Here is a 22,370-nt window from a genome sequence, read left to right on the forward strand (position 1 = left end):
TCGTTTGGGGTTCTAGTCGCTTTGGGCAGGCGACCAGGGCTTGAGCCAAGGCGTCTCCGGCCAGCCTTCCGCGGCGGCCATCAGCGGGATCGCCGTCGCGCCGTCGATGTGCTCGCGGATGATGTCGGCGTGCCCGGCGTGCCGCGCGGTCTCCTCGATGAGGTGGAGCAGCACCCAGCGGACAGACCACGCGTCGACGTCCTTCGGGTACCAGGGCACGCCCTGCGGCACCGGGACCGGCTGGCCGAGGTCGGCGATGCCCGCGATGACGTCCGAGGTACGGCGCGCGACTTCGTCGTAACGCGCGAAGACGTCTTCGAGCGTCTCGCCGTCGGCCATCACGTAGCCGGCTTCGTACTCCTTCATCGCCTCGTCCATCGGCTTCGAGGGCTTCTGAAGAAGGATGTCGATCCAGCCGTCTTCCGTGAGCGCGGTGTGTTTGATCAGGCCGCCGACGCTCAATGAGCTTCTGGTCGGGACGGCTCTGGCCTGTTCTTCGGTGAGGCCGTGCGCGGCGATGCGCAGGACATGACGCTGCTGCTCGAGGTAGGCGAGGAGTCCCTCGCGCTCGTCGGCGACCGGGGGAACGTTTCCAGCCATGGTGGCTCCTTCCGTTGGAAGGCGATCATGGCATCCGGTACCGGCTTGCTGGGGCGATTCGGCCGGGAAGGGAGCAAGGGACCTTTGCTACCACTAGCCCTGCGGACGCACGAACGGGAACAGCACCGTCTGCCGGATCGACGCCCCCGTCAGCATCATCAGCAGCCGGTCGACACCGATGCCGAGCCCGCCGGTCGGCGGCATGCCGTGTTCGAGCGCGAGCAGGAAGTCCTCGTCCAGCTCCATCGCCTCGACATCCCCGCTCGCCGCGCGCAGCGACTGGGCCTCCAGCCGCCGTCGCTGCTCGAGCGGATCGGTCAGCTCCGTGTAGGCCGTGCCGACCTCGGACCCGAACGCGATCAGGTCCCAGCGCTCGGCCAGCCGCGGGTCCACGCGATGTTGCCGGGTCAGCGGCGAAACGTCGGTCGGGTAGTCGGTGTAGAACGTCGGCAGCACGGTCGCTCCCTCGACCAGGTGCTCGTGCGCCTTCAGCACGAGATCACCGTGCCCGGCATCCTCGTTCACCGGCACCCCGGCCGCACGGCACAGCCGTTGGAGTTCGGCGACGGAGGTACTCGCGTCGATCTTCTCCCCGAGCGCCGCCGAGACGGCTTCGTGGACCGGGATCACCGGCCAGTCACCGGAGATGTCGTACTCGACGACCTTCCCGTCCGGCCCCGGACGGCGAACCACCTGCGCGCCGTACGCGGCCTCCGCGGCGCACTGCACGAGTTCGCGCGTCAAAGTCCGCATCGTGTTGTAGTCGGCATACGCCTGGTACGCCTCCAGCATGGTGAATTCGGGGTTGTGCGTCGCGTCGACACCTTCGTTGCGGAAGTTCCGGTTCAGTTCGAAAACGCGCTCGACGCCCGCCACGCAAAGCCGCTTCAGGTAGAGCTCGGGCGCGATCCGCAGATACATCCGCATGTCGTAGGCGTTGATGTGCGTGATGAACGGGCGCGCGTTGGCGCCGCCGTGCACGGTCTGCAGCATCGGTGTCTCGACTTCGAGGTAGTCGCCCTGGTGCAGCCGCTCCCGGACCGCGCGAACGACGGTCGAGCGCATCCGCAGCATCGCCGTCGAGTCCGGGTTCACCGCGAGGTCCAGGTACCGCTGCCGCACCCGCGTCTCCGGGTCGGTGAGGCCCTTTCGCTTGTCCGGCAACGGATGCAGGCTCTTCGCCGTGACGGTCCATTCGTCGACGAGCACGGAGAGCTCACCGCGCCGCGACGTCACGACCTGCCCGCTCACGCCGACATGGTCACCGAGGTCGATGCCTCGCCGCCAGCCGCCGAGGTCCAGCACGGAGGCGTCGAGCATCAACTGGATCTCGCCGCTGAAATCCTTGACCCGCGCGAAACAGAGCCCGCCGAGGTTGCGCATCGCGAGCACCCGGCCCGCGACGCGGACCCGATGACCGGTGTGGGTGTCCGGGTTCAGGTCGCCGAACTTCGAGACGACGTCGCCGAGCAGGTCCTCCCGGGCGAAACCGACCGGGTACGGGTCGATCCCGGCTTCCCGCAAGCGGTCCAGCTTCGCCATCCGCACACGGACCTGGTCTGGGCGTCGCACCTGTTTCGGCGCGGGCATGGCGGCGTTCGCTTCGATGCGGTGGACCTCGGCGACGAAATCCTCGGTGACCGTCTCCAGTTTCAGCGCCCGTGCCGATCGTCCTGTCGGGACGAATCCCTCGAGCGCGCCGGCGACGATGCCGACCCGCGGCAGCCGTCGAGCCGAGGAATAGCACAGGAAACGCGGCTCCCAGTCGGGCCCGTACTTGGCGTTGGACCGGTAGAGCGATTCCAGCTGGAAGAACCGTGACGCCATGCTGAGCACGCCGCGCCAGGCGCGCAGCACCGGGCCCGCGCCGATCCGCTCCCCCTCGGAGAACACCGCGCGGAACATCGCGAAGTTGAGCGAGATCCGTTGTGCGCCAAGGTGCGAACTCGCCGCGACGACCTCGGCGACCATGTACTCGTTGAGCCCGTTCTCGGCGTCGCGGTCGCGCCGCATCAGATCGAGCGACAGGCCGCGACGGCCCCATGGCACGAACGACAGCATGCCGCGAAGCTCGCCCTTGGCGTCGTACGCCTCCACCATCACGCTGCGGCCGTCGCTCGGATCACCGAGCCTGCCGAGCGCCATCGAGAACCCGCGCTCGGTCTCCGCGCCGCGCCACTGCTGTGCGTGCAGCAACAGTCCGGCCATTTCGTCGGCCGGGATTTCGCTGTGCCGCCGGACTTTCGTGCTGTATCCGGCCCGCTCGATCCGTTTGACCGCTTGCCGGACCGAGCGACGTTCCGGCCCGGCGAGGCTGAAGTCGCGGACGTCGAGGACTGCTTCGTCGCCGATTTCCAGCGCGCGCAGACCCGCGTCGGCGTAGACCTTCGCGCCACGTTCGCTCGCGCCGAGCACGCCGGGCGTCCAGCCGTAGGTGCGTGCCTCGTCCAGCCAGGCGCGGACCGCGTCCGGCCAGGCGTCGGGATCGCCGATGGGGTCCGCGCTCGCGACGCTGGTACCCGCGAGCACGCGGTAGGCCACGGCGGCGCGGCCGTTCGGCGAGAAGACGACGCTCTTCTCGCGCCTGGTGGCGAAATAGCCTAGAGAGTCGTCTTCGCCGTGTTCGGCCAGAAGGCGGCGTACGCGCAGTTCTTCCTCGTCTGTCCTCAAGCGACGACTGCGCACCCCACGGAAAAGCGTGTACAACGCGGCCGTCGCGACGGCCGTCGCGCTGAGGTCGAGCACGAGGTCGAGCCAGGCGGGTCCTTCGCCGATACCGACTCGGCGCAGCTGGATGTTCTCCCCGGTCGTGTGGTTGACGACCCAGGCGAACCGGGCCCAGGTGTCGGCGAGACGCCCGGGAAAGGCTTCGCTCAAGCCCCAGCCGACGAGGATGACCGCGGCCAGACCGCCGAACAGCACCGTGAGGCCATCACGCCAGGCGCCGGGCGCGAGCCGGGCGGGGAACGCGGGACGCAGGATCCAGAGGAACGCGAGCATCCCGATCGAGATCAGGTCGGCGATGGCCAGCACCCACACCTGGTGCGGAATATGCCGGACCTGCCACGGGCCCAGTTTCAGCAGCTCGGGCCACCACAGCAGAGCGGCTTGGAAGGCCAGCGTCACCGCCAGGCCACCGACCTGAAACAGCAGAAGTGTGTAGAGGGCCGCGCGTTTGCGGCGGCGGAGCGCGGCGCCGAGGACGACGAGCAGCAGGACGATCACGAGGCTCGCGTTCGTCGGGATGCTCAAGGCCGAGAAGACGACGTCACCCGTCCTGAGCACCGGCCCCTTCACGCCGCCGGCGAGCAGGAGGATCACCGAGAACACGGCCGCGAGCTGCACGAGAGTGGCGACGATCCCGCCTGCCCTCGCCTTCCACGGCGCGACTCGGCTCACTGGGTTTGCCATTCTGGTCCTTCGCGGTACACACAGGAGATCGACAGCTGTACTTACTTGACGTCACACAACCCTGTGTGGTTGTCAACGATCATCATCCTCTGGTCTGAATTTCCTCATCCGCGGGCGTGACGCCGCGGTGTGAAGCTGGTCGCACGGCCTTGGGAGGGCCATATCCGCATGTCACGCTTTGTCTGTTCAGCTCCACGACCCGGGGACCTCTTCGAGGCCTCGAGGGAAGGACGGTCGACAAGGATGTCTGCCACCGAAAAGGATTCCGGCGAGCTCACCGCTCCGTACGGGACCGGCGCGGCGCCCCAGGCCACATCTGGGAAGAAGGTCCGCGTACATCACCTTCGCGACATGAAAGAGCGCGGCGAAACCTGGCCGATGCTCACCGCCTACGACATGTACACCGCCGCACTGTTCGACGAAGTGGGCATTCCCGTGCTGCTCGTCGGGGATTCCGCGGCGAACAACGTCTTCGGCTACGACACTTCGCTTCCCGTGACCGTGGACGAGCTGCTTCCGTTGGTCCGGGCGGTCACCCGATCGGTGAAGCGGGCGCTGGTCGTGGCCGATCTGCCGTTCGGCTCGTATCAGCTCTCACCGCAGCAGGCGCTCGAAACGTCGGTGCGGTTCATGAAGGAAGGCCGCGCGCACGCGGTGAAACTCGAAGGCGGGCGGAAATTCGCTCCGCACGTCGAGGCGCTGACGTCGGCCGGTGTCCCCGTGATGGGACATATCGGATTCACTCCGCAGAGTGAACACAATCTGGGCGGCTACCGCGTCCAGGGACGCGGCGAAGCGGCCGAAGCGCTGCTCGCCGACGCGCTCGCCCTGGAGGAGGCAGGAGCCTTCGCGGTCGTCATGGAGATGGTGCCCGCCGAAGCCGCGAAGCGGATCACGCACGAACTGAAGATCCCGACCGTCGGTATCGGCGCCGGACCGGACTGCGACGCTCAGGTGCTCGTCTGGCAGGACATGGCCGGGCTTCGGCGCGGCAAGACCCCTCGCTTTGTGAAGAAGTACGCCGATCTCGCCGGTGTGCTGGCCGGGGCCGCGTCCGCGTTCGCCGAGGACGTCAGGCGGGGCGAGTTCCCGGCGCCGGAGCACTCGTTCCACGACTGACCCTCCTCTGACCTGCGGAAAGAGAGCAAGGGACCTTTGCTACCACCCCCGGCGAGGAGCGCGGTAGCAAAGGTCCCTTGCTCTCCTCGCGGCTGACCGTGTGGATTTCTGGTCATCTAACGTCCCAAAATCCACACAGTCAGTCAGCATCGCTACACGGAGTAAGCGGTGCGTGGAAATAGGGACACTCAACGTCCCTATTTCCACACACCCCCCGCCCGCCAGGGAGCGCGGTAGCAAAGGTCCCTTGCTCTCTTTTCAGGTGGGCCACGCAGGGCGACCATCCTTTAGTCGTTCACGTATATGAACTTCAATCATGTCCTTGACTCTCATTCGTAAAGAGGCTTAACGTCTAGCCCGTCGCCGCCACGACCGAGTTTCGATCCCTCGACGAGGAGGACCACGGATGCGTGTTCGTGAGCGGGTTCTGGCCGTTGCGGCCGGTATGGCCCTGCTGTCGACGCTGGCGGCGTACCCGGCACAGGCCGCGACGGTCCGCGTAGGGACTTCGGAGCAGCTCACGGCGGCGCTCGCTTCGGTCACTCCGGGCACCGTCATCGAACTCGCGGCCGACACGACTTTCACGGGCAACTTCAAGGCGGCCAAGAGCGGCACGTCCAGCAGCCGCATCACACTGAAGGGTCCGCGAAGCGCGGTCATCAAGGCCTCGGCCGGGCGCACGCTCGAACTGACCGGCAGCTGCTGGAACCTGACCGGCTTCACCCTCACCGGTGGCCAGAAGGGCCTGATGGCGACCGGCGTCAAGAACACCGTCGTCGACGGCATCAAGGTCACCGGGGTCGGCCACGAGGGCATCCACTTCCAGTACACGAGCACCGACAACGTCGTGAAGAACTCAGAGGTGACCGACACCGGCCGCGAGTACGCGGGCTACGGCGAAGGCATCTACTTCGGTTCCGCGAAGGGCAACTGGCCCGGTGGCACACCCGACCGGAGCGACCGCAACAAGGCACTGAACAACAAGATCGGCCCGAACGTACGAGCCGAGTCGATCGACATCAAGGAAGGCACCACCGGCGGCGAGCTGCGCGGAAACGTCTTCGACGGGACCGGGCAGAGCGGCGAGCACTTCGCCGACAGCTGGGTGGACATGAAGGGCAACAACTACGTGGTCGCGGACAACCGGGGCAGCAAGGTCTTCGTGCACGACGCGACCTACGGCGGCTTCGAGGTCCATGTCCAGCTTGACGGCTGGGGCCGCGGCAACACCTTCTCCGGCAACACCGCGGACGTGCAGTCCAGCTACGCGTACGGCTTCTATCTCGTGAAGGCCGCGACGGGCAACAAGGTCTGCGCGAGCAACAAGGTGACCGGTGCCGGGAAGGGATTCGCGAACGTGGCCGCCACGGCGGGCTGCTGACGCGACCGAAGACCGGGGGCCCGCTCAGCCCGGCGGCGGGGGCGGGCCCCCACCCTTCGAACACTCGCCGATTCGGGCAGAGTGTCCTTATGGATGACCTGTACCCGCCGATCCAGGTGCGCGCCGAGGGCATGCTCGACGTCGGCGACGGGCACCGGATCTACTGCCAAGAGGCCGGGAACCCGGACGGCAAACCCGTGGTCGTCCTGCATGGAGGCCCTGGTAGCGGCATCTCGTCCATGGCCCGGCGGCATTTCGACCCCGAGGCCTACCGGATCATCCTGTTCGACCAGCGCGGCGCCGGCCGCAGCACTCCGCATATCGGCACGCCGGACGTCGACCTGTCGGCCAACACCCTCTGGCACCTCGTCGCGGACATGGAAAAGCTACGCGAACGGCTGAATCTCGAACAGTGGCAGCTCTTCGGCGGCTCGTGGGGCGCGACCCTCGCCCTCGCCTACGCCGAAACCCACCCGAGCCGCGTCAGCGAGATCATCCTGCGCGGCGTCTTCACCGTCCGCCGCGGCGAACTCGACTGGATCTACAACGGCGGCGCCGCGAACCTCTTCCCCCGCGAGTGGGAAGCCTTCCTCGCGCCGATCCCGGAAGACCGCCGCGACGACCCGCTGTCGGCCTACCGCGAACTCGTCTATCACCCCGATCAGGCGATCCGGGAGCGTGCCGCCATCGCGTGGAGCGCTTGGGAGGGCGCGATCGTCTGCCTGCGCCCGGACCCGGCCTTCCGTAACCAGTACGCGTCGCCTGAGTTCGCAGTCACGTTCGCACGGCTCGCGCTGCACTACTTCTGCCATGGGGCGTGGCTGGAGGAAGGGCAGTTGATCCGGGAGGCCGGGAAGCTTGCCGGGATCCCTGGCGTGATCGTGCAGGGGCGGTACGACGCGGTGTGCCCGCCGGCGACCGCTTACGAGCTGCACCGGGCTTGGCCGGACTCGAAGCTGGAACTGGTGGAAGCGGCGGGGCATGCGGTGACGGATCCGGGGATGCTGGCGGCGCTTCGGGACGCGACGGATTCCTTCCGGCGGAGCTGACTTCGGCCTGCGAATGGCCGATGACAAAGTGGATCCGGGCCAATAGCGTTCCCCTTGATCATCGTCCTTGGGGGGATCCGGGTGTTTTGATCGTCGCGTCGAGTCATGTCATGGCCGCGGCACATCTTCGCCCTGGCACGCGCGCGATCCGAAGCCTTCTGGAGCTCTCTTCCTCCGAAGAAAGCAGGTCCGATGCGCTCTCGAAGATCCATCGCCGCCGCGACGGCGGTCTTGACCGCTCTCGGCGTCACGATCGTCACAGCACCTGTCGCCGTAGCGGCGCCGGTACTGCCCGCCGGGTTCGTCCTGACCGACACGCCGACCGGGCAGCCGTCCGGTGAGCTCACCGACGTGGCCTATCTACCTGACGGCAGCGTCCTCACGACCGGCAGGCAGGGCTCCGTACGCTGGACGCCGAAGGGCGGACAGCCGAGTGAAATCGCGTCGATCCCGGTCTACACTGGGGGTTCACTCGGCTTGACGAGTATCGCGGTGGCCCCGGATTACGCCACCAGCCGAACGATCTACACCGCACGAGCACTGTCGAACGGCGGCGACCGGGCTTTCCGCGTCAGCCGATGGCAAGTACAGGGAACGGACGCGCCGACCGGGCTCACCGACGAAAGACTGGTGCTTCAGCTCCCCGCGAACTCCGACAGCCGGGGAATCCAGGATCTCGCCATCGATCCATCGGGCGGAGTGCTCTGGATCGCGGTCGGCGACAACGCCGCCGACCAAGCACCCGGGACCGCCACCAAGGACACCGTGGACAAGTTCGCGCTGCGCGCGCTGGACCCGGGTCAGCCGACCGGGAAGATCTTGCGGGTCACCCCCAATGGCGTCGGTGTCGGGAGCAATCCCTTCTACGACATGGCCGCGCCGGATTCGTGGCGCAGCCGCAACTATCTCAGCGGACTCCGGGATCCGCGGATCACGCTCGACCAGCGAGGCGGAATCGTCGTCACGGACAACGGATGGGCGGGCCGGGACGAGGTGAACATCGCCCTGCCGGGCCAGAACATGAAGTGGCCGTGCTGGGAAGGAACCGGCAAGACACCCGGTTACCGCGACCTGGCCGAGTGCGGCAACGTGCTGAACACCGCGCCGCTGACCGAAACGGCACGCCAGGCGAACGGCGGCATTCTCGGTGGGGTCTTCTACGCCGGTACGTCGTACCCGGAGCCCTACCGCGCCCGCCATTTCGTGGCGGACAAGGGCGCGGGCACTCTGTCGACGCTGAGGTTCGACAGCGCCGGCAAGGTGGTCGATCAGCCCGCGGTGCTCGCATCCGGGATCGGCAATCCCGCCGCCCTCGCGACCGCGCCCAACGGGGACATCGTGGTGGCGGACGCGAGCACCTCGACCCTGCGCCGGTTGAGCTACCTTCCGGCCAACAAAGCTCCTGTCGCATCCTTTGACGCCGCCTACTCCCCCGGTGGCCGCACGGTTTGGTTCGACGCGAGCACCTCGATGGATCCGGATTTCGACGGCATCGCCTACGAATGGGACTTCGGCGACGGTAGTACCGGGACCGGACGCACAGTGCCCCACGTCTACGCCCCCGCGGCCGAGAAGGTGACCGTCACCCTGACCACGAGGGACATCCACGGGACGGCGACGACCACTACCCAGTCCGTCACCCCCAACACCTACGGCCCGACGGTCACGATGTCTTCACCGGGATTGGACGCGCGCTTCCAGGCGAGGGAACCGATCACGTTGACGGCGGAGGCGACCGATCCTGTCGAAGGACCACTGACCGTGAACTGGACCGCGGAAAGGGTGGTCTGCCCGAATCAGGACAGCTGCACGACCAGCGTGATGCGCACCGGTTCGGGGTCGAGCTTCTGGTCGTATTACCCGGACGACAACGATGGCAAGGTCGTCTTCACCGCCTCCGTGTCCAACAGCCGCGGTGTCGTGAACAGGGCGCGGTACGTCGCCCTGCCGCGACAGGCCAGGGTCTCGATCAGCGCGACGAATGAAGCCCGGCTCGACGTGGGCAGAGGGCAGGGCCAAGCCCTCGACAGGCTGGTGACCGTCGGTTCCCTGGTCTCGATCACCGCACCGTCCGAGGCGTTCGACGGAGCGCGGTTCACGGAATGGGGGGACAACCATGATCTCTCGCCGCAGCGGCAGTTCTTGGTGCCGATGGGCGGGATGCAGGTACGAGCCGACTACCAGTCGCCCATCCAGAAGCGCTACGCCGAAGACGCCGGCCTGCGGGCGAAGCTGGGTGCCGCAACGGGGATCGAGGTCATCGAAGCCGATCTTCATTGGCGGCCTTACGCCAATGGTCGTCTCTACTGGACGCCGAGAACCGGTGTGACCGCCGTTTCCGGCGCGATCCACGAAAAGTACGTCGCCCTCGGCGCGCATGCCTTCCTCGGAGTCCCGAGCACGGACGAAGCCCCGGGTAAAGCGGGTGACGGCCGTTTCAACCATTTCGAAGGTGGCCCCGCGACCGGTGCCGGGACGATCTACTGGACACCGGCATCCGGTGCGGTGGCGATCTACGGCCCCGTCCGCGACAAATGGCTCGAGACCGGAGCGGAAGCCGGCCTACTCGGTCACCCGGTCACCGACCAGGCGACGACGCCGGACGGCACCGGCCAGTACAGCCACTTCGTCGGCTCGTCGATCTACTGGACCGCCGCCACCGGAGCGCACTACATCAAGGGCGAGATCCGGAACAAGTGGCGGGCACTCGGCTGGGAAAGGTATTTCGGTTATCCCACCACCGACGAGAGCGGGGCTCCGGACGGTGTGGGCAAATACAACCACTTCAGCCAGGCCGGCTCGATCTATTGGACACCGTCGACAGGCGCCTACGAGGTCCACGGGTTGATCCGCGCGCGCTGGTCGGCGATCGGCTGGGAGAACGGAGTCGGCTACCCCATCACCGACGAGACGTGGACGCCTGGCAACACCGGGAAGTACAACCACTTCCGCCAGGGCGGCTTCGACCACTCGATCTACTGGCGTGCGGGAACGAACGTCGCCTGGGAGGTCAAGGGGCTGATCCGGCTGCGCTGGCGGGACCTCGGCTGGCAGACGTCGTATCTCGGCTTCCCCACCAGCGGCGAGTACACCACGCCGACCGGTAAGCGCAGCGACTTCCAGTACGGCTACATCACCTACAACGGATCGACAGGCGCGATCGAAGACCGTCGGTACTGAGTGAGACGCCGGTGCGATCCAAGAGGGTCGCACCGGCGTTTCGCCGTCTACAGCCGTCCGCCCGAGGTCGTGTCGCCGGAAAGCCGTTGCGCCAGATAGACCGGCACCGTCGAGGCCAGGATCAGCACCGCCGCCACGACGTTGACGATCGGGGCCTGGTTCGGCCGGAACAGGTTGTTCAGGATCCAGATCGGCAGCGTCTCCAGCCCGGTCCCGAGGGTGAACGTCGTGACGATGATTTCGTCGAACGACAGGGCGAAGGCGAGCAGGCCGCCGGCCAGCAGGGCCGACCGCAGCATCGGGAAGGTCACCAACCGGAACGTCGTGAGCCCGTCGGCGCCGAGGTCCATCGACGCCTCTTCGAGGTTGCCGCCCATGCGCCGCAGGCGGGCGACGACGTTGTTGAACACCACCACGATGCAGAACGTCGCGTGCGCGACGATCGCGGTGAACAGGCCGAGGTCGATGCCGAGGATCGTGCGGAAGGCGTTGTTCAGCGCGATACCGGTGACGATACCGGGCAGCGCGATCGGCAGGATGATCAGCAACGACACCTGGTTGCGGCCGAAGAAACGGTACTTCTGCAGTGCGAAGGCCGCCATCGTGCCGAGTACCAACGCGATCGCGGTCGCCGCGAGTCCTGCTCGGACACTCGTGCCGAGCGCGTTCAGCGCGCCTTCGTTCTCCGCGGCCCGGCCCCACCATTCGAGGGTGAAGCTCGACGGCGGCCAGCCGAAGGTGGTGTCCGCGTTGAAGGAATTGAGCAGGACCACCAGCAGCGGGAAGTAGATGACGCCGAGGCCGAGTACGAGCGCCGCGAGCAGCAGGTATTTGGTCGTCCGGGAAAGCCGCATCGCGCGCTCCTACAGGTTGTCCAGCGCGCCCGTGCGGCGCACGGCGGCGAGGTAGGCGAGCATGATCACCACGGGCACGGTCGCGACGGTCGCCGCGAACGGGAGATTGTTGGCCGCACCGATGTTGTCGTAGACGACGTTGCCGAGCATCTGCGACGTGCCGCCGACGATCTTCACCGCGATGTAGTCGCCCAGCGACAACGAGAACGTGAAGATCGAACCGGCGACGACGGCCGGGAAGGTCACCGGCAGCACCACCGAGCGGAACGTCCGGAACGGCCGGGCGCCGAGGTCGCCCGAGGCGTCCACCAAGGAGTTCGGCAGCCGTTCCAGGCCCGCGTAGATCGGCAAGATCATGTACGGCAGCCACAGGTACGACAGGGTGATCACGGTCGCGAGCACACCGTAGCCGGGGGTGTCGAGGCCGAACGGGTCGAGCAGCCAGTGCAGAACCCCGTTGCCGGACAACATGGTCCGCCACGCGTAGGCCTTCACGAGGTAACTCGCCCACAGCGGTGTCATGACGGCGATCACCAGGAGCCGCCGTGCCCTCGGTGAGGCGAATTTGGCCATGTAGAACGCCATCGGGAAGGCGATGATCGCGGTGACCACCGTGACCAGCGCGGCGATCCCGACCGTCCGGAGGGTGATCGTGCGGTACACCGCGTCGCTGAACAGGGTGACGAAGTTGTTCAGCGACCACTCGGTGACGACCTGGCCGGTGAAGACGTCGGTGGTCCAGAACGCGGTCACGAACAACGCGGCCAGCGCGCCGAGGTAGGCGAGGCCGAGCCACAGCATCGGCGCGGAGAGCAGGATTCCCAGTCGCAGCTTGGGTTTGCGGTACAGGTAGGCGGAGGCTTTCCGCCTTGGCGAGTCGAGGGTGGTCGTCATTGTCTTCCGCCTTGAGATGGGACCGGGAGCGGACGGCGTTGGGGGGCACCACCGCCCGCTCCCGGAGCTCGGGAGGTCAGCCCTTGATCTCGGTCCAGGCGCGGGTCCACTCGCCGTAGTCCTTGCACTTGACGTCGGTGCGGCCGTCGAGGCACTGCGCGATCGGCGTCGTCCAGTACTGGATCTTCGAGGCGTACGCGGCGTCGCCGGCGTGGAAGGTCTCGCAGTGCGCCTTGTTCTTGGTTTCGGCACACGCCTTGGGGTTCGATGGCGATTCACCGAAGTACTCGGCGACCTGAGCGTTCGCCTTCGGGCTCACGATGTGGTTCAGCCACTTGTAGGAGCACGTCTTGTGCGGCGACTTCGCCGACACCATCCAGGTGTCCGACCAGCCGGTCGCGCCTTCGGACGGCAGCACGGACTCGACCGGCGCGCCCTCGCTCTTGGTCAGGTTCACCGTCACCTGCCAGGCGGTGCCGACGACGGCGTCACCACTCTTGAGCGCCTGGCTCTCCTTCAGGTAGTCCGACCAGTACTCCGCCACCATCGGGCGCTGCTGCTTGAGCAGGTCGACCGCGGCCTGGAACTGCTTGTCGTCCAAGGCGTACGGGTTCTTGATGCCGAGTTCGGGTTTGTGCGTCTGGAGGTACAGCGCGGCGTCGGCGATGTAGATCGGCGAGTCGTAGGCGGTGATCTTGCCCTTGTACGGGCTGTTCGCGTCGAACATCACCGACCACGACGTCGGCGCCGGGGTCACCTTGTCGGTGCGCCAGGTCAGCAGGTTCGCGCCCCAGCCGTGCGGCACGCCGTAGGACACGTTGTTCACGCTGTTCCACGGGCGGTTCTTGAGAAAGTCGAAGACGTCGGCGTAGTTCGGCACGAGCGCGGTGTTCACCGGTTCGACGTCGCCGGACGCGATGAGCCGCAGCGAAGCGTCACCGGAGGCGGAGATGACGTCGTACTGTCCGGTCTTCATCAGGCTCACGGCCTCGTCGGAGGTGCCGAACGCCTTGACGTTGACCTTGCAGCCGGTCTCCTTCTCGAACCCGGTGACCCAGTCGACGGCCGGGTCGTTGGAGCCGTTCTCCGCGTAGCCGGGCCAGGCCAGCACATTGACCTGGCCTTCCGGCCGGCCGAGCTGCGCGAGCGCGTCGAGCTTCGGCGGGGTGAAGCCCTGTCCGCCGGGCGCGGCGGCGGTCGAACTCGATCCGGACGTTCCGCAGGCGGCCACGAGCAGGCCGGCGCCGAGCAGGCCCGCGAGCGCGAGTTTCCTGTTCTTCATTGAGCAACCTTTCGGTACAGGGGGAGAACTAACCGGCTTCGGGGACGCGGAAGCTGTGTTCGTGCCGCCAGCTCAGGCGGACGCGGCCGCCTTCGAAGTCCGCGGGCTCGGCGGAGTTCTGCCGGACCACGGAGAGCTGGCCACCGGCGTCGAGCGTGACCTCGTAGCGCACGGTCGCGCCGGCGTAGACGGTGTTGGTGACGGTGCCGGTGGCGCTGGTCTCGCCGACCTCCGCGGATTTCGAGAGATCGGCGTCGATACGGATCTTCTCGGGACGGATGCTGAACACACCGGGTTTGCCGATGATGTTCTCGGCGCCGCCGCCGCTGAGCAGATTCGAGGTGCCGACGAAGCCGGCGACGAACGCCGACTCCGGCCGCTCGTAGACCTCGACCGGTGAGCCGACCTGTTCGATGCGGCCGGCGTTGAACACCGCGATGCGGTCGCTCATCGTCAACGCCTCGTCCTGGTCGTGGGTGACGAAGATGAAGGTGATGCCGACCTCGCGCTGGATCTGCTTGAGTTCGGTCTGCATGGTGTGGCGCAGTTTCAGGTCGAGCGCGCCGAGCGGTTCGTCGAGCAAAAGCACCTTCGGCCGGTTGACCAGCGCCCTGGCGAGGGCGACCCGTTGACGCTGGCCGCCGGAGAGCTGGTCGGGTTTGCGCTCTCCGAACTCTCCGAGCCGGACAGTGTCGAGAGCTTCCTTCGCGCGTTGACGGCGCTCCGCGCGGGGCACGCGTTTCACCCGGAGGCCGTACTCGACGTTCTGCCGCACGGTCATATGCGGGAAGAGCGCGTAGTCCTGGAAGACGGTGTTGACGTCGCGGTCGAAGGGCGCGAGGCGGCTGACGTCGCGGCCGTGGAGTTCGATCGTGCCCGCCGTCGGCAGTTCGAAGCCGGCGATCATGCGGAGCACGGTCGTCTTGCCGGAGCCGGACGGGCCGAGCATGGAGAAGAACTCGCCGGGCGGGATGTCGAGATCGACGCCGTCGACCGCGTGGACCTGACCGAACTCCTTGCGCAGCCCGCGCAGGCGGATGGCCGGAACCGCGCCTCCACCTGCGGAAGTGGTAGCAAAGGTCCCTTGCTCTCCCGCGGCGGAGGTCGTAGGCGCTTGATGAGGCATGGCGTGCCTTTCGGTGGTCGTCACAGCGCGCTCATCACGTGCTTGACGCGGGTGTAGTCCTCGAGGCCGTAGAGCGAGAGGTCCTTGCCATAGCCGGACTTCTTGAAGCCGCCATGCGGCATTTCGGCGACCAGCGGGATATGCGTGTTGATCCACACGCAGCCGAAGTCGAGCTTCCCGGCCAGCCGCATCGCCCGTTGGTGGTCGGTGGTCCACACCGACGACGCGAGCGCGTACTCGACCCCGTTGGCCGCGGCGAGTGCTTCGGTTTCGGTCCCGAAGCGTTGCACGGTGATGACCGGACCGAAGATCTCCGTCTGGCTGATCTCGTCGTCCTGCCGGACCCCGGAGATCACCGTCGGTTCGTAGAAGTAGCCCTCGTCGCCCTGCCGCTTACCTCCACAGTGGACGATCGCGTGCGCGGGCAGCCGGTCGACGAAACCGGCGACCCGGTCGAGCTGGGCGGCGTTGTTGAGGGGGCCGTAGGTGACCGACGTGTCGTCGGGTTTGCCGGTGGTGGTCGCCCGCGCCTGCCGGGTGAGAGCCGCGACGAAGGTGTCGTGGACCTCTTCGGCGACCAGGACGCGCGTCGCCGCCGTACAGTCCTGACCCGCGTTGAAGTACCCGGCAGCCGCAATGCCTTCTGCCGCAGCTTCGATGTCGGCGTCCGCGAAGACGACTACGGGCGCTTTACCGCCGAGCTCTAGGTGGACGCGCTTCACGTCCTTCGCGGCCGAAGCGGCGACTTCGATCCCTGCCCGCACTGAGCCGGTGATGGACACCATCGCGGGGATCTCGTGCTCGACGAGCGCCCGCCCGGTGTCGCGGTCGCCGCAGATCACGTTGAGCACGCCGGGCGGCAGGAATTCGGCGCAGATCTCGGCGAGGAGCAGGGTCGACGCGGGCGTCGTGTCGGCCGGTTTGAGCACCACGGTGTTCCCCGCGGCGAGCGCGGGCGCGATCTTCCAGACCGCCATGAGGAGCGGATAGTTCCACGGCGTAACCTGCGCGCACACGCCGATCGGTTCTCGGCGGACGAAAGAGGTATGTCCTTCCATGTACTCGCCCGCCGACCGTCCTTCGAGGACACGCGCGGCCCCCGCGAAGAACCGCAACTGGTCGACGACCATCGGCAGTTCTTCGGCTGCGGTGAGCGCGACCGGCTTGCCGGTGTTCGCCGATTCGACGAGGACGAGTTCGTCCGCGCGGGCTTCGACGGCGTCCGCGATCTTCAACAGCGCGAGCTGGCGCTGTGCGGGCGTGGTCTCGCGCCAGGTTTCGAAGGCCGCGGCCGCGACCTTGAGCGCGCGATCGACGTCTTCGGGGCCGGCGACGGCGGCGGTGCGGTACGGGCGGCCGGTGACGGGATCGACGACGTCGGCGACCTGGCCCGACGCGGATCCGGTGTACTCACCGCCGATGAAGTGCTTCAACTGCTGCACGAGAGCTCCTGGCTACTGGGCCTGGGGGCGTGAGGTGGTAGCAAAGGTCCCTTGCTCCCTTGTGGGGCGGCGCGGGAGCTAAAACATATAAGTCCATAGGTTAAATGACAAGACGATGGTGCAAGATTGGTTCCATCGGGTAGCGGTACGGGCGAAGGGCCACCATGCGTAAGGGGATGTCGCACAGCGCGCGATCAGCGATGTTCGCTCCGCTCGACCAGATCGGCCGGGCGGAAGCGGTCACCGCGCGGCTGGTCGACGCCATCACGCTCGGGCTGCTGGCCGATTCGGAACAGCTGCCGAGCGAAGCCGAGTTGGCCGCCCAGTTCGGCGTCTCCACCGTGACGGTTCGCGAAGCGCTCGTCGCCTTGCGACAGCAGGGCCTTGTCGAGACGCGACGCGGCCGAGGCGGCGGAAGCTTCGTGAAGACGCCTGCCAACCCTTCGGCCGCTTCGTGGCGAGAGCGTCTTCGCACGGTCTCGCTGTCCGAGCTTCGCGACGTCGGCGATCACTACCTCGCCATCGCGGGCGCCGCGGCCAAACTCGCCGCCGAGCGGAGTTCGCCCGAGGACATCGAGCGGCTCGAACTGGCGACCGAGGACATCCGCACCGCCACCGGCGCGGAAGCGTCGCGCGCCGAGCGTCAATTCCATCTCGAAGTCGCCGCGGCCGCGCAATCGCCGCGGCTGACCAGGGAAGAAGTGCAGTTGCAGAGCGAACGTGGGGGTTTGCTCTGGCTGCCGCTCGAGCCGGACGGCACCCGCGAGAACGCCTACGCCGAACACCGCGCGATCGCCGCCGCCATCGCACAGGGCGACGGCGAACTGGCCAGAAAGCTCACCGAGGAGCACATCCTTGAGGCGATAGACCGGCTGGCGGGCGTGCATTTAGACCTTCTGGCCCCTTAAGCTGCGACATCCGCGCATCCGAGGTGAGCATCGTGAACGACACACCGTCCGCCGGTTCCGAGGTCGTCGAACAGGTATCAGCACTGGTCGAGGACGTCTTCGGCCGGCTGAAGCCGGTACTGGCCGGCGCCGAGGGGCTCTTGACCGCATCCGCCGATGCCACCGCGGAAGACCTGTCCCGCCTGCGGCCGCAGGTCTTCGAGGTCCTCGGCGGCCTGGTCGTCGGCGCCGGGTTCATCAGCGCGCCGAACACGCTGGCCGATCAGGAATTCGGCTTCGAATGGTGGACCGAGACCGGCGACGCCGAGCCGGTGCGGCTGGTCATCAGCCTCGATCCGGACAGCGAGAACTTCCTGGACTACACCCGGCAGTCGTGGTTCACCGTCCCGCGTGACACGGGCCGCCGCCACATCAACGGCCCGTACGTCGACTACCTCTGCACCGACGAATACACGCTGACCTTCACCGTCCCCGTCCAGCGCGGCGGGGCTTTCGCGGGAGTCGTCGGCGCGGACATCTACGTGCGCGAGGTCGAGCGCCTGCTACAGCCGAAGCTGCGCTCCCTCGGCGGCCGCGCGGCGCTGGTCAACGCGCAAGGCCGGGTGATCGTGTCGAACAACGCGCGGCAGGCGACGGGCTCGCTGGTCCGCGAGGTCGACGTCCCGGCGTGGTGGTCCGCCGGCGCGGAGCCGGTCACGACGGAGACCGGCGCACACCTGCGGCGCTGCGGGGATTCGCCGATCGCGTTGGTCAGGTCCGAGCGCTGACCTGCAGCGCGAGCCAGAATTCGGCGCGCACCCCTGGGGAATCGAGGTCACGGCCGGTCAGTTCGGCGACCTTGCGCATGCGGTTGCGCAAGGTGTGCCGGTGGACGCCGAGCCGCGCGGACGCCAGATCCCAGTGACCGTGGTGTTCGAGCCAGCAGGTCAGCGAGGCGACCAGTTCTCCCCTGCCGGTTTCGTCGTGGTGCCGCAGCGGCGCGAGGAGGCTGTCCGCGAAGGCTTGCGCCGCTTGGGAATCGACGATCTCCAGCAGGCCGCGCCCGGCGTGTTCGGCGAACCGGACCAGCGGGGACCTCTCGGCCTTCGCCGCTTCCGCCGCCTGTTTCGCCTGCCGCGACCCGGCCGGGAAGTCCGCAATGGACACCGGCTCGGACAGCCCGGCGTGCAGGCCGCCGATCCGGGAAGCGTGCCGGACGACCGCTTCCACGTCGCCGAAGGCGAGCACGAACGCCCCGGACTCGCCGAAGAACACCGTCTCCCCCGCCGGTTCGGCGTCGAGCGCGTCGGCGAGCGACCGGCGCGCGCTCGCGGGGCCGGCGACGGCCAGCACGGACCACGGCGTCTCCGGGACGCCGCCCCAGAGCGACTTCATCGTCCTTGTGGCGAGCTCGCCTTGCCCCGCGGCGAGCAGGTCGCACAAGCCTGACCGCAGCCGCCGCAAGGCCCCGCTGTACTCACGGTTCTGTTCCAGGGCAAGGGAAAGCAAGGACACCGCGGTATTGACGATATGCTGCCCCGCGGCGTCGAGCGGCTCACGGGTGCCGACGGCGAGCACACCCCGCGCGCGCGTGTCGAGCGTCTGCAGGACGACCTCGTACTCCCCCGCCACCGTCACCAACGTGCCCGCGCGCAGCCGCGCGAAGTCGTCCTGGAGTTCGTCGGCGAAGGGCCGCGCTGAGGACGAAGCCTCGATGACCGCACCTGACGAGTCGAGCAGGAGCACCCAGCCGTCGACCAGTTTCGCCAGTTTCCGCACGACCCCGCCGGGGCCGCCCTTGCCGACGGCGGTCCTCGTCAGTTCCTGCTGCCCCTTGCCGGTGCGCACGAGCGAGGCGTACTCGTCGGCGGCGACCGCACGGGAAACCGCGCGCGTGATCGCGATGAACGGCGTCTTCCTCGGGACTTCCAGCACCGGGAGCCCGACCTCTTCCGCGGTGTCCACAAGGGACCGCGGGATGCTCTCGTGGCTGAGGCCGATCCCGAAACCGAGCCCCGCCACACCCGCGTCGACCAGTCGCCGGATATACCCGGGTGACGTGGTCTCATCGAGCGCGAGGCCGGTGGTCAGCAGCAGCTCGCCCCCTTCGAGGAAGGCTTGCGGATCGGTCAGCTCGGTGGGGTGGACCCAGCCGATCGCCCGGTCGAGCCCCGCCTCGGCCGCGCGCACCCGCAGGCCGAGCGGTCGTTCGGCCACGAGGGCGGCGAGGGTCAGTGCCATGTTGTCCAACTCTACGCCGCGATATCGACAAGATGTCGAGCTGACGTCGCCCGGCGTGGCTCCCATCCTGGAGGGCGACCACCGTCCCTCGCGTCCGCAGGAGTCTGGCCGTGACCGCCACCACCGAAACGCAGCGCAGGCTGCGCACCGAGATCCCCGGCCCCGCCTCGCGCGCCCTGCAGCAACGGCGCGCGGCCGTCGTCGCCGCGGGCGTGAGCTCGGTGCTGCCCGTCTACGTCACCTCGGCCGAAGGCGGCCTGCTCACCGACGCCGACGGCAACGTCCTGATCGACTTCGGTTCCGGCATCGCGGTGACCAACGTCGGCCACGCCGCCCCGGCGGTCGTGGACCGGGTCCGCGAACAGGCCGACCGGTTCACGCACACCTGTTTCATGGTCACGCCGTACGAGGGCTACGTCGAGGTGTGCGAAGCACTCGACAAGCTGACGCCGGGCACGCACGAGAAGCGTTCGGTGCTGTTCAACTCCGGCGCCGAAGCCGTCGAGAACGCCGTGAAGATCGCCCGCGCCGCGACCGGCCGCCAGGCGGTCGTCGTATTCGACCACGCCTACCACGGCCGCACCAACCTGACGATGGCGCTGACCGCGAAGTCCATCCCCTACAAGCACGGTTTCGGCCCGTTCGCGCCCGAGGTCTACCGGGTGCCGGGGTCGTACCCGTACCGCGACGGCCTGTCCGGCCCCGAAGCCGCCCGGATCGCCATCGACCGGATCGAGAAGCAGATCGGCGGCGACCAGGTCGCGGCCGTCGTGCTGGAGCCGGTGCAGGGTGAAGGCGGCTTCATCGAGCCCGCCCCCGGTTTCCTGCCCGCGCTTTCCAAGTGGTGCACCGAGAACGGTGTCGTGTTCGTCGCCGACGAGGTGCAGACCGGTTTCTGCCGCACCGGCGAGTGGTTCGCGTCCACGCACGAAGAGGTCGTGCCCGATCTGATCGCCACCGCCAAGGGCATCGCGGGCGGGCTGCCGCTCGCCGCCGTCACCGGCCGCGCGGAACTGCTCGACGCCGTCGGTCCGGGCGGCCTCGGCGGCACCTACGGCGGTAACCCGATCGCGTGCGCCGCGGCGCTCGGCTCGATCGAGATCATGCGGCAGGAGAACCTCGCGGCGTCGGCGAAGCGCATCGAGAACACGGTGCTGCCGCGGCTGCGTGCGCTGGCCGAGGAAACCGGCGTGATCGGCGACATCCGCGGCCGCGGCGCGATGCTGGCCGCCGAGTTCGTGAAGCCGGGCACCACCGAACCCGACGCCGACCTGACCAAACGTGTCGCGCAGGCCTGCCACCAGGCGGGCGTCGTCGTCCTCACCTGCGGCACCTACGGCAACGTCGTCCGGCTGCTGCCGCCGCTGTCCCTGTCCACCGAACTGCTCGAAGAGGGCCTGTCGGTCCTGGAGCACGCTGTCCGTACGGAGGCCGCCAAGTGACCACCTTCCCTTACTGGGTAGCCGGAAAGCCGGTCACCAGCGACGAAACCGTCGTCGTCCGTCACTCCTTCGACGGGAGCGAGGCCGGGTCGCACCACGTTCCGTCCACTTCGGACATCGAAGCCGCGGTCCAGGCCGCGCACGACGTCCAGGACGAGTTCGCGACGCTGCCCGCACATGTCCGGGCGGGCGCGTTGGACCACGTGTCCCGAGTTTTGGGTGAGCGGTCCGAAGAGATCGCACAGCTGATCACCGCCGAGTCGGGCAAGCCGCTGAAGTGGGCGCGCGGCGAGGTCGGGCGGGCGGCGTCGACGTTCCGCTGGGCCGCCGAGGAGGCCCGCCGGTTCTCCGGTGAGCTGCAGCGGCTCGACACCGACCCCGGCGGCACCGGACGGCTCGCGCTCGTGCGCCGCGTGCCGAAGGGCCCGGTGCTGGGCATCACGCCGTTCAACTTCCCGCTGAACCTGGTGGCGCACAAGGTGGCGCCGGCGATCGCGGTCGGCGCGCCGATCGTGCTCAAGCCCGCGCCCGCGACTCCGCTGACCGCGCTGCTGCTCGGCGAGATCCTCGCCGAGACCGGACTGCCCGCCGGCAGCTGGTCGATCCTCCCGGTGAGCAACGAGGAATCGGCCAAGCTGGTGGCCGACCCGCGCCTGCCGGTCGTGTCGTTCACCGGATCCGTGCCGGTGGGCTGGGGCATCCGGGACAGTGTGCCGCGCAAGCACGTCGCGCTCGAACTCGGCGGCAACGCCGCGGTGCTCGTCTGTCCGGATTGGACGGACCTGGACTTCGCGGCACAGCGGATCGCGACCTTCGCGATGTATCAGGCCGGTCAGTCGTGCATCTCCGTGCAGCGGGTGTACGCGCACGCCGACGTCTACGACGAGCTTCGCGCGAAGGTGCTGGAGCAGGTGCGCGCTCTCGGCACCGGTGACCCGCGGGCGGACGGCGTGGACGTCGGGCCGCTGATCAACACCGCCGCCGCTTCCCGCGTGGAATCGTGGATCACGGCGGCGGTCGAGGCGGGCGGCGAACTGTTGACCGGCGGAAAGCGCGACGGCGCCACCGTCGAGCCGACGGTGCTCGCGAACGTGCCGGAGGACGCGTCGGTGATGGCCGACGAGGTCTTCGGGCCGGTCGTGTCGATCACGCGGGTGGACTCGGTGGAAGACGGTGTGCGCCGGATCAACGACTCGCGCTTCGGCCTGCAGGCGGGCGTGTTCACGCGTGACCTGCCGACTGCGTTCGACGTGTCCGCGAAGCTGCGTGTCGGCGGTGTGCTCGTCGGCGACGTGCCGAGCTTCCGGGCCGACCAGATGCCCTACGGCGGGGTGAAGGACTCCGGCGTCGGCCGCGAAGGCCCGGCGTCGGCGATGGCGGACTTCACCGAGGAACGCGTCACCGTCCTGACCGGCCTGACCCTCTGACCCGCCCGCATTTAGTCCTCTGGATGCGCTACGAC

The 22,370-nt window shown here is 68.1% G+C and carries 16 protein-coding genes; 8 read left to right on the plus strand and 8 right to left on the minus strand.

Annotation, left to right across the window (positions count from 1 at the left end; translation table 11 throughout):
- Positions 1-12 precede the first annotated feature (12 nt).
- Together ACIBTM_RS42130 and lysX are read right to left on the minus strand one after the other, a co-directional pair.
- On the minus strand, positions 13-600 hold the full coding sequence (locus tag ACIBTM_RS42130) for a DinB family protein (protein ID WP_395882738.1): 588 nt from the start codon (positions 598-600) through the stop codon (positions 13-15).
- Positions 601-693: 93 nt separating this feature from the next.
- Positions 694-4,011: a bifunctional lysylphosphatidylglycerol synthetase/lysine--tRNA ligase LysX gene (lysX, locus tag ACIBTM_RS42135; RefSeq protein ID WP_395882739.1), complete on the minus strand. Its 3,318-nt coding sequence runs from the start codon at positions 4,009-4,011 to the stop codon at positions 694-696.
- A gap of 243 nt (positions 4,012-4,254) precedes the next feature.
- Here lysX and panB point away from each other — a divergent pair, with 243 nt between their 5' ends.
- From panB to ACIBTM_RS42155, 4 genes are all read left to right on the plus strand, one after another.
- A complete protein-coding gene (gene panB, locus ACIBTM_RS42140) occupies positions 4,255-5,130 on the plus strand; it encodes a 3-methyl-2-oxobutanoate hydroxymethyltransferase (RefSeq protein WP_395882740.1) in 876 nt (291 codons plus the stop codon).
- 406 nt (positions 5,131-5,536) lie between these two features.
- Complete coding sequence (locus ACIBTM_RS42145) at positions 5,537-6,511, plus strand: hypothetical protein (protein ID WP_395882741.1); 975 nt, start codon at positions 5,537-5,539, stop codon at positions 6,509-6,511.
- A gap of 89 nt (positions 6,512-6,600) precedes the next feature.
- Positions 6,601-7,560, plus strand: a complete 960-nt coding sequence (gene pip / locus ACIBTM_RS42150; RefSeq protein ID WP_395882742.1) for a prolyl aminopeptidase — start codon at positions 6,601-6,603, stop codon at positions 7,558-7,560.
- A 192-nt stretch (positions 7,561-7,752) separates the two neighbouring features.
- Positions 7,753-10,740: a PQQ-dependent sugar dehydrogenase gene (locus ACIBTM_RS42155; RefSeq protein ID WP_395882743.1), complete on the plus strand. Its 2,988-nt coding sequence runs from the start codon at positions 7,753-7,755 to the stop codon at positions 10,738-10,740.
- 47 nt (positions 10,741-10,787) lie between these two features.
- Here the strand turns inward: ACIBTM_RS42155 and ACIBTM_RS42160 are convergent, their stop codons facing one another.
- The 5 genes from ACIBTM_RS42160 to ACIBTM_RS42180 form a co-directional block, all read right to left on the minus strand.
- Positions 10,788-11,594, minus strand: coding sequence for an ABC transporter permease (locus tag ACIBTM_RS42160; protein WP_395882744.1), 807 nt, complete (start codon positions 11,592-11,594; stop codon positions 10,788-10,790).
- 9 nt (positions 11,595-11,603) lie between these two features.
- Positions 11,604-12,488 (minus strand): ABC transporter permease, encoded by an 885-nt coding sequence (locus tag ACIBTM_RS42165; protein ID WP_395882745.1) that lies wholly within the window; start codon positions 12,486-12,488, stop codon positions 11,604-11,606.
- A 76-nt stretch (positions 12,489-12,564) separates the two neighbouring features.
- Positions 12,565-13,770, minus strand: coding sequence for an ABC transporter substrate-binding protein (locus ACIBTM_RS42170; RefSeq protein ID WP_395882746.1), 1,206 nt, complete (start codon positions 13,768-13,770; stop codon positions 12,565-12,567).
- Between the two features lie 28 nt (positions 13,771-13,798).
- Positions 13,799-14,896 (minus strand): ABC transporter ATP-binding protein, encoded by a 1,098-nt coding sequence (locus tag ACIBTM_RS42175; RefSeq protein WP_395882862.1) that lies wholly within the window; start codon positions 14,894-14,896, stop codon positions 13,799-13,801.
- Positions 14,897-14,916: 20 nt separating this feature from the next.
- On the minus strand, positions 14,917-16,338 hold the full coding sequence (locus ACIBTM_RS42180) for a gamma-aminobutyraldehyde dehydrogenase (RefSeq protein ID WP_395882747.1): 1,422 nt from the start codon (positions 16,336-16,338) through the stop codon (positions 14,917-14,919).
- Positions 16,339-16,502: 164 nt separating this feature from the next.
- Here ACIBTM_RS42180 and ACIBTM_RS42185 point away from each other — a divergent pair, with 164 nt between their 5' ends.
- Both ACIBTM_RS42185 and ACIBTM_RS42190 read left to right on the plus strand, forming a co-directional pair.
- Entirely contained in the window at positions 16,503-17,246 is a 744-nt protein-coding gene (locus ACIBTM_RS42185; protein ID WP_395882748.1) for a FadR/GntR family transcriptional regulator, read from the plus strand.
- Positions 17,247-17,278: 32 nt separating this feature from the next.
- Complete coding sequence (locus tag ACIBTM_RS42190) at positions 17,279-18,013, plus strand: hypothetical protein (RefSeq protein WP_395882749.1); 735 nt, start codon at positions 17,279-17,281, stop codon at positions 18,011-18,013.
- Here ACIBTM_RS42190 and ACIBTM_RS42195 read toward each other — a convergent pair.
- Positions 17,997-19,466, minus strand: a complete 1,470-nt coding sequence (locus ACIBTM_RS42195) for a PucR family transcriptional regulator (protein ID WP_395882750.1) — start codon at positions 19,464-19,466, stop codon at positions 17,997-17,999. The genes ACIBTM_RS42190 and ACIBTM_RS42195 overlap by 17 nt on opposite strands.
- Positions 19,467-19,576: 110 nt before the next feature.
- Between ACIBTM_RS42195 and gabT the strand changes: the two genes are divergently transcribed.
- Together gabT and ACIBTM_RS42205 are read left to right on the plus strand one after the other, a co-directional pair.
- Entirely contained in the window at positions 19,577-20,908 is a 1,332-nt protein-coding gene (gabT, locus tag ACIBTM_RS42200; RefSeq protein WP_395882751.1) for a 4-aminobutyrate--2-oxoglutarate transaminase, read from the plus strand.
- Complete coding sequence (locus tag ACIBTM_RS42205; RefSeq protein ID WP_395882752.1) at positions 20,905-22,335, plus strand: aldehyde dehydrogenase family protein; 1,431 nt, start codon at positions 20,905-20,907, stop codon at positions 22,333-22,335. The genes gabT and ACIBTM_RS42205 overlap by 4 nt, the downstream gene beginning before the upstream one ends.
- Positions 22,336-22,370 lie beyond the last annotated feature (35 nt).

Source organism: Amycolatopsis sp. NPDC049868, assembly GCF_044461365.1.
Taxonomy (GTDB): Bacteria; Actinomycetota; Actinomycetes; order Mycobacteriales; family Pseudonocardiaceae; genus Amycolatopsis.